At 66.7% G+C, this 8,493-nt stretch carries 7 protein-coding genes and 1 pseudogene; 4 read left to right on the top strand and 4 right to left on the bottom strand.

What is annotated here, in order from left to right; genetic code table 11:
* Positions 1-23: 23 nt before the first annotated feature.
* From E1182_RS30910 to E1182_RS06670, 3 genes are all read right to left on the bottom strand, one after another.
* Positions 24-3,224 carry a hypothetical protein gene (locus E1182_RS30910; RefSeq protein ID WP_165942534.1) on the bottom strand — a complete coding sequence of 1,067 codons (3,201 nt, stop codon included), beginning with the start codon at positions 3,222-3,224 and terminating at the stop codon, positions 24-26.
* 312 nt (positions 3,225-3,536) lie between these two features.
* The gene (locus E1182_RS06665) at positions 3,537-4,607 is read right to left on the bottom strand and encodes a site-specific integrase (protein ID WP_243706067.1); all 1,071 of its coding nucleotides are present in this window, start codon (positions 4,605-4,607) and stop codon (positions 3,537-3,539) included.
* Entirely contained in the window at positions 4,597-4,899 is a 303-nt protein-coding gene (locus tag E1182_RS06670) for a hypothetical protein (RefSeq protein WP_243706068.1), read from the bottom strand. Before E1182_RS06670 ends, E1182_RS06665 begins: the two co-directional genes overlap by 11 nt.
* Before the next feature lie 267 nt (positions 4,900-5,166).
* Here E1182_RS06670 and E1182_RS06675 point away from each other — a divergent pair, with 267 nt between their 5' ends.
* The 4 genes from E1182_RS06675 to E1182_RS06690 all read left to right on the top strand — a co-directional run bounded on the left by E1182_RS06675 (position 5,167) and on the right by E1182_RS06690 (position 8,181).
* Entirely contained in the window at positions 5,167-5,709 is a 543-nt protein-coding gene (locus E1182_RS06675) for a hypothetical protein (RefSeq protein ID WP_207921294.1), read from the top strand.
* A complete protein-coding gene (locus E1182_RS06680; protein WP_132262001.1) occupies positions 5,700-6,020 on the top strand; it encodes a hypothetical protein in 321 nt (106 codons plus the stop codon). Before E1182_RS06675 ends, E1182_RS06680 begins: the two co-directional genes overlap by 10 nt.
* A 110-nt stretch (positions 6,021-6,130) precedes the next feature.
* Entirely contained in the window at positions 6,131-6,829 is a 699-nt protein-coding gene (locus E1182_RS06685; protein WP_132262003.1) for a hypothetical protein, read from the top strand.
* A gap of 224 nt (positions 6,830-7,053) precedes the next feature.
* Positions 7,054-8,181, top strand: coding sequence for a hypothetical protein (locus E1182_RS06690; protein ID WP_132262005.1), 1,128 nt, complete (start codon positions 7,054-7,056; stop codon positions 8,179-8,181).
* Positions 8,182-8,287: 106 nt separating this feature from the next.
* Here E1182_RS06690 and E1182_RS30915 read toward each other — a convergent pair.
* Positions 8,288-8,493 (bottom strand): annotated as a pseudogene (locus E1182_RS30915) (hypothetical protein); the annotation flags it as partial.

The raw sequence follows: 8,493 nt of genomic DNA on the forward strand, positions 1-8,493 counted from the left end.
TCCTCACTCGCGCATCGGGGTGATCAGCCGTCCGCTCGCAGGATCATCGTCTCCTTGACGATCTGACGGATCTGAGCGCTGCAGTCCGCCTGCAGCTGCGCAGCCAACTGGTCCCGCAGAGCGGCGTCGTACTGCCCGATCCGGCCAAGCGCATTCGCCAACTGCCTACGTACCTCGGAGGAGGCGTCAGCCGCGAGGTCTGCACCGAGATTGCGGTTCACCGGATTACGCGACCAAAGGACGGCCGCCATCTGCCGCGCTGCCGGGCTCTCGTGCTGTGCCAGGACACGGATCGCGTCGGTGCCGCCAGGATCGATGTCGATGAAGTGGCGCAGACCCTGGACGCCGTTCCGTTTCGCTAGGCGACTGAGAGCCAAGGCGTGGACGCGTTGGACCTGGTCCTGCCTGACAGCCAACTGTCCTACCGCCCCAAACACGGCATCCTCAAGTCGACCACGGAAGATGCCCAGGTCCAGATCGCCGGGGGCCAGCCCGCCGATCAACAGCCACGCCTTGTCGAAAACCTCCTGCCGCTTGCCTTCGTCAAGTGCAGGAGCAAGATCTGTCACCGCAATCATGGCCGCCGCGCGGTGGTCTTCTGCGGTGAAACCGTCCGAAGCGATCTCGATGAGCTTGTCGGCGAGCCTGTCCCGGTCCTCCACTGACAGGGCATGACCGAAGTGGCCGCTGGATTCGTGCGTCGTCCCACCGGACTCGTCGGTCGTGACGCGAGGGCCGGTAGGAGCCTGATGCACCTCCTCGACGGCGCGCACCGCCTGCTCGTTCACAGCGGGGTGAGATATCTGCATCCGAGCAAGGAGCTCAACGGCGCCAGCCCGAACGGTTTGATTGGGGTCGCTGGCCTGAACCTCCAAGACGTCTCTCAACCGGTGCAGGGCGGGCCCGGCTTCCCACAGGAGCGCGGTATGGCCCGGTTCTGGCATGTCCCGAATGGCGGCGGTTAGCGCCTGCGAGGGCGCAGGGTGCCCAGGGTTCGCCCGCAGCATCCTGGCAATGGTTTTGATCGCTCGACGCATTGACAGCTGGGACACCAGATGGTTGAGGTACGGAGTGAGCGCGTCCGTCACCTCCGCGATGTTGTCACCTCGAAGCGCGAAAGCCAGGTTGGACAGGGCACCGATGGCGGTCTCGCGAATGCCGTTGTCGGTCCAACCGGAGGCGGGCGCGACCTCAAGCCGGGTGAGTATCCACGGTACATACGAGCCGGACCTGTCCGCAGGCACGATATCGGCGACGACACTGAACGCTGCCAGCGCTGCCCTGATCGCCCATGGGGCCAGCGGCGGATCATTCAGGCAGCCCGCCGCGTCGGCACCGAGCTCCCTGGCTGCCGCGATCGCCATCTCGACCTCGCCGGCTGCTACGGCGTGGCGCAGCGCATCAGCGAATTCGGAGGTGGTCCTGTGGAAGTCGGCCAGGTTGGTGTGCGCCTCCTGCTCTCCCGCCAGGTCACCTCGCACCCATGATTCGAGCAGTTGCTGACGAAGGGCGTGGCGAACGACTCTGGCCCCCGGGCGAAAGCGGCGGATCGGATGCTGGAAGGCGCGCAACTGCTGCAGGGCGTTCGTCTCGGTTCGGGAGCCCACGAAGAGCGCCCGGCCTTCGCGGGCGACGGCCCTTGCGCGCTGCCCGTACTCCATGACCTCGAAGGTGAGTCCGTTGCCGAAGCTGGCGTGCAGCCCCCGCAATGCCCACAGGTAGTCCTGAACGTCTTCTCCGAGCTGGGCGAGACCGGCGCCTTTGACCGCCTCAAGCCATTGAGCGTTGGCCTCGTTCGGTTTGCTCAGCCACATCAGCCATCGCGCGTACCGGGCGTGCACGACCGCGCTCAACTGCGGGGTAATGGTTCCTGATCGCGCTTCCGTTACAAGGTCGTCGTACTGGCCGGTCACATCCGCCACCGCGAGGCGCAGCCGCACGCGGTCCTCCGCATCGACGGCGTCGGCCGCGGGCAGCAAGCGTGGCAGAACCTGCTGAGCCATCCGTACGACCCGTCCCAGCACCATGGTGTCGGCGTTGATGAGCGCGATCTCTGCCAGCCTCCGCAGTGCGGCGACTGCTGCGCTAGTCGGGCCCCCGTCGGACATGACGAGCAGTTCGGTGGCCTCGGCTGCCCTCGTCAGCGCCTCGCCCGGCTCGTCGAGGGCGGCGTCGAGGGCCAAGAAGGCTATGGATCGCTGAATACGTGGATCGGTCACTGCCCATATCGGTGACGGGCTGGACGGTGCGCTGGCGGCGTGGCGAGCGAAAGGTGCCCGAAGCTGCCCTGCCGTCAGGACGGAGCGGGCCGACAGCATTAGGTTGAGGTCCGGGGATGATGAGGACGCGTGGCCAGAGTCAATGTGGTGCTCCAGCGACACCAAGCACTCTTCGTATACGGCTGCCACGTCGCTGGCGGCAAGCAGGAGTGAACGAGCCTCCGTAAGGTACTGCGCGGCGTGTGGTGCGAAGCCCTTCGCCGCCAACCGCTGGGCGATATCCCTCAACATGGCGGCGGCCTCGCGCGGACTCGTGTTCCTCAGGCGTTCGGCGGCGTTGACTCGCTGCGTCAGGTACATGCCCTCCAGAGGCCCGCGAAGGAATGCGTCCGTGTCCTGGGCCGCGATCAGCGTCGGAGCGTGAGGGTGGGCGCCGTACACGGCCGCGACGACGTGTTCGCCAAACCATCGCAGAGTAACGTCCCGGTGCTGAATCAGATCACTGGTGAACTTGCGTCGGTCCCGCAGTGAAATTGTGCGGCCTGGGTAGGCGGCGCGAAGGGCCGCCAACTCTTTATCCACGGCGACGTCGTTCACGTCGCCGGCCCAGCACAACTCGAAGTGGCACGCGTCGAACGGCGGCTCGTCCTGATCAAAGTAGTCCCGAACGGCTTTGCGTAGCTTGGCGGCCGTAAGTCTCTCGTCGCGGCATCGCATTTGATAAACAGCGCGGGTGCCATCGTGGCGAGTGCCGTACACGTCGACCCCATCCTGGGTGTCCCCCGAGCCGCCATAGATCCGGGCGTCGCGGAGCGCGTCCAGCCGTTCGACGGCCTCCAGCCCGAATCCCTCGAACCCGGTCCCCCCGCGGTCCAGTAACGGCAGATACTTGCCGTTGACGCCGGTGGGCGGCAGCGGAAAAGACGCTGGCGGACGGACGATCTGTTCGCGGGCGATCTCACGCCCCGGGGCACCCGGGACAGCATCGCTACGGTGCGCGGCCACCTGCACACTCTAGGGTCGCTCGCGGTGGAACCGATCCCTGGCCCGCCCGGGTGCGAGTCAAGCAGCTTGATGCGTGGCCCGAACGCACCCGCGTCACCAACGCGACCGCCCGGCATGCGGCACGACAGTTCCTGACCAGCGGCGGGCAACGACCCCACGCGCTGGCCTGGGAAACCGCCGAATAGCTCCAAGCGTGGACGGCTCACAGGGCAGCTGCCGCGACCAGGGTAGGGCGTCAGTCGCGGGGCCGCGCCGCGTGCGGTGCGCCCCGGAGCCGCCTCACCCGGAGCACCGCACGCGGCTACCCGCTCCTTACTCGGGCGTCGGTGAGACGGCGCCGCTCGCCTGCGACCACCGGTCGGCGTGGTCCGCTAGGCGGGCCAGCGGATGAGGTTGACCGGTCATGGCCGACAGCGCGTTGGCCACGTTGTGCAGGTCAGCTTTGATGTAGGTGGTGGTGGAGGATCCGGGGCTGTCGGTATGGCCGGCGTAGGCGCGGGCGATGCCGTAGCCGAAGTGGCGTTCCACCCAGGTGAGCGTGGTGTGGCGTAGCCAGTGTGTGGATACGCCGTGCACGGCGACCCACGGCAGGCGCTCGCCGAGGCGTTTCCACAGGTGGTCGTAGCGGCGGCTCGTGATCGGTTGGCCGGCACGGTTGCGCAGCAGTGGGTCGGTGAGCAGGACCGCGCCGCGGGCGCGGGCGTGCTCGTACAGGTGTTCGGCGAGGTCGAGGGTGATCGGTTGCCACCGGATGGTGGCGCCTTTCTCGGTCAGGCGGACGAGTCCGTTGATGGTGTCCAGGTCGACCAGGCGCAGGGCCAGTGCGCCGCCGCGGCGGCAGGCGGTTTCGGTGTGCAGGCGTAGGACCAGTGCGTCGAGGATGACGTCGTTGCCGCTGGTACGAGCCTCGATATTGATTTCTTCCAGCTCGTGTGGGGTCAGGGCGCGGCGGGTGCTGGGCAGGCGGCGGGGTTTCGCGACCCGGTGGGCGGGGCGGGCGGAGGCGTCGATCAGGCCATCGGCGATGGCCCGGGTGTAGAAGGCGCGGGCGGCGGCGACGACGTGCTCGCCGGCGTGCCGGCCGTTGCGGCTGTTGCGCCGCGATACCGCGCTGGCCATCATCAGTTGTTTCAAGGCCTCGATGTCGCTGGCGGCGACGCCGTCCAACGGTCGGTCGGGCCACATAGCGGCCATTCGTTCCCAGTAGGTGCCGTACGTGCGGCGTGCTCCAGGCCCGGCTGCGGCGAGAACGCGCGGTAGGTACTCCGCGACCGTGGGTAAGGCGGCCCGGGCGCTGGGGTGGGCTTGGAGGTCGGCCACGGTGACGCCCAGGTGGGCCAGAACCTGGTGTGCGGCGGCGACAGCAGACGGGTCAGCGGTCACTGTCGCCTCCTGAGATCTGGTGGTGCAGGTCGGTAAGGAGGCGGGCGACGGTGCTGACGGGATGCACGACGAGCAAGTCATGCGTGATGAAGGCGGCCAGGAGCACAGGCTGGCCGGGCTCGATCCGGCACATCTGCCGGGCGCTCGCCGGCAAGGGCAGTTCGCCTCGGCTGCCCACCTGGTACCAGTCGTCCCGCCCGGAGGTGATGACGAGCATGCCGTGGCACAGCTGGATGTCGAGGCGATGTCCCGGCACCCAGCCCATCTCGTGCAGGAGGTGCTGGGCGCTCACCCGGCCGCAGCGAGCGGGGAGAGCCATCCACAGCAGCAGCCCGGAGGCGTCGGTGATTGCCGGCGGGTAAACGGGGGCGGGTAGCGCTGGCATCGGCATCGGGCGTGGGCTCGACCGCGCGGGCGAGGTAGCAGGGATGAGCGGACGAACGAGTTGCTCAAGGACTCGGGTAGGTCGTGTCATGACGACACAACGTCGCGACTGCCCACACGCCTACGGCCTGCACGTCAGTGGCTTGGATTGGCGATGGGCGCTTGAGACGATGAGTTGCTGTTGCTCAACGTCGATGCCACCGCCGCGTACCGCGACGACGAAAGGTGGGGCTTCCACCTGGCTAACGAGATGGCCCGACGGCTCCGGGCCTCCTTCGGCGCTGACGAGGTGACGCGGATGCTGGAGCGAGCCGCAGTGTTTGCTCCTCCTGAGGGCCTGCACTTCGTGTACGAGGAAAATGTGCGGCTCTTTGCGGGACGACGAGGGCGAGGTCCCCTGCATGTCGCCTGGGACACCAGTCCGTTGATCGATTACTTCACGTGCGGGCATCGACTCTGGGCGGACGACAACGTCGTTAATCTTGTGTCCGGCGAGGATTACGCGACAGACCTGGAATCGCTGCAACTTGTTCTTGCCCTGTGGGCAGTTCGGGACATTCGCTTCATCATGCTCGCGGCGTCCGTCGACGATGCGAAGAAGACCTGTCCCAGGAGCGTCGTGGGCAGCGGCTGCTTGCCTTCGAGGAGTTCACCGCCGCGCTACACCTCTTGGGATGGGGGGACCTGGAGGAGCGCCCCTCCCGCGAAGTGCTGCTGATCCTGCCCGATCGGGAGATGAGGCGTGCCTTGACGGCTGTTCCATCCGGGAACGACCGCCGGCTGGTGCACGATGCGCTCCAGGTCGGCGCGAACGTCTTCTTGACGCGCGACGTCGGGATCCTCAAAGCCACGGACGCGTTGCAGCCGTTTGGTCTGCTTGTCGCGACGCCAGCTGACCTGTTCGATGAGCTGTTGACCTGCGGCGCTTTCCATTGCTTCCTCGGTCCGCGCTACCTGTACTGGCCGGCACCCGACCAGCAAAGGATCGGACATCTCATCCACGCCCTCGATCCCGACAAACGGCCGTAGCGCGACCGCATCTGCGTCGACAGCCCCACCCGGGGCTGCTGCTGTCTGGCAGGATGCCTCCGTTACTGGTACATCTGTCCGATACACCTCCTGACGTGAGGGATGCTGGCATGCATGAAGGGCTACACGGACCGAACGTCATCACGGTCGGAACGTCGCAGCTTCTCCTCGCCCAGGTCAGTGGAGGTGAGGCCGTTCACCTCGTACGCCGTAACAACCCGCCTGAAGCAGGCCGCGGCGCCCTGTCCGACGCACACTTCTACCAGGCGGACAATGACTGGGAACTGGTCAAGCGACGATACGACCTCGCCGCGCTTCAGGAACCGGTCTGGGCGCAGACGACGATGTGCGGTCGGGCTTGGTTGGTGATGGCCGGCGGTGACGGCGGACCCGTCAGCCGGTACCGCCAGCCGGCGTTCGTGCCAACGTGTCGACGGTGTCTGGCGCTGATGGACCGTCTGTTCCCGGCTCCCGCGGTCGACGAGCGGGTGCCAGTCGTGGCGCAACTGGTCGTCGACCTGGTGCGGCAGCACGGGTACGCAGAGGTGCCGCAGGTGCCCGGCGACCAACTTTCTGCACTGCGCAAAGCCATTCGATTACTGATCAAGCAGCAGATAGGCCAGCCGTGTCGGACCTTCGTACACGACGACCGGCTGATGGTGGCGTGCGAGTCACTCGGCGACCGCGAGGCTGAACAGCGGGTAGCCGTCGAAGCTGTCGAAACAGTGCTCCTGGGGCGAGAACAACCGCCCGCAGTCCGGCCGGTACGGGAATGGGTTGTCTCGTGGACCGCCTGGAAGCAAGGGTGACGCCCTCGCTGCGCACCTCCTCCTCTCCCTGGTGCCTGTGCCCGGCTTGCCCATGCTTCTCATCGTGAGCACCGAGGCGCATAGGAAGGTAACCGATATTGGCGTTCAGGTCCTCAGCTGTTATGAGTCACGCGAGCCGCTGTCTAGATGGCTAGCGTCCCCGCAGGCGACGCGCCGTAAATTTGGCTTGGTCGGCAGAGCGATCGGCCACTAGGGTCGCGGCCATGATGGGCAGGGTGTTCGAAGATCCGCGTATCACTCGAGAGCGTGGAATCAGCCCGGCGGAGCCGACGGTGAATTGGTTCTTGGAGTGCACCCGGCCGGAGGCCGCACACGGGCGGCGCATCATCAACGAGATGTACTCGCGCTTCCCGGACCGTGATGGACGGCTGCACGCCGAGCTGCGGGCGCCGGACGACACGCGGCTATACAGCGCGCTCGACGAGCTGCTCGTGCACGACCTGCTGTCTCGCCGGTACCAGGTGAGCTACGAGGAGGGCACAGGTACGCGTCCCGACTTTCGCCTTTACACGTCCGACGGCTCGTACGTGGGGGCGGTGGAGGTCCTGACACTGACGCTGCGCGAGGACTGGACCGCGGAACAGCGCCGCCACGCCGTGCTGGTCGATGACCTGAACGCCCGACTGACGCTTACCACTCACTCGATCATGGTGGAGATCCGCCGGTGGGACCGCGCCCTGCGGATGCGCCCGCTCGTCGCCTGGATCGACAAGACGATCGCCCAGCTGCGCGGAGACCCGGCCGCGTTGCCCGTCGAGCATGGTGTGCCCGGGACGATGTACCGCAGCGCAGCCGTCGACATCGACGTCCGTTTCCTTGCGCTGCCCGCCGGCTACCGCATCTGCGCCGACGACGACATCGTGGTCAATGGCGCGGCAATCGGTGGTCTTGTCGATTCCGCAGCCAGGCTACGGGGTCGGCTCGAGCACAAGGCCGTGAAGTACGAGCTACGCGACAAACCGTTCGCGCTCGTGGCTGGCATCCGTGACAGCATGTGCGACATCCGGGAGGTTCACGAGGCCTTGACCGGCACGTCAGCAATCCAGATCTCGAGCGGAGCCATGATCCGTAAGGGTGACGGGTTCTTCGGCACCGGCCGGGACCGCACCGCCGGCAAGCACCAGCGGGTCTCGGCTGTCTTCTCGGTGCACGAGTGGTTCCCCGGCGGCCCCTACCGGCCGCGAATCACCCGGTTCGACAACCCCCTGGCGTCGCACGTCTTCCCCGCAGACACGATGCCCTACGGCGGTCACTGGGGCGTCACCGAGCAGACCCAGCAACACATACGCGCCGACTGGCTGACGCCGGCACAGGCCATGCTGCCCGCCTGAGTCCTCCACGGTCCTTGACGGTTTCGCCATGGCGCGTCTGTCGCGACAGTGCGTCGATCTGCTTACGACCTTGTGCGCAGTAGTTGATGGGTTGAGTCTGCGTGTTTCACCAGGTCAGACCGGCCGACTTGTCGGAAACGAGGCTGGCGATGGCGGCGATGGTTTCGGGCAGCAACTCGCGGCGACCGGTGAAGCGTTGCAGGACGCGCCACCATTTCAGCTCTGCGATGGTGTGCTCGACCGCGATCCGTTGCGAGGACTGGCGTTTACGGTCCTGTTCCCACGCGCTGTGTTGTTCGGGCGGTGCTGAGG

It is taken from the genome of Micromonospora sp. KC721, assembly GCF_004348355.1.
Classification (GTDB): Bacteria; Actinomycetota; Actinomycetes; order Mycobacteriales; family Micromonosporaceae; genus Micromonospora.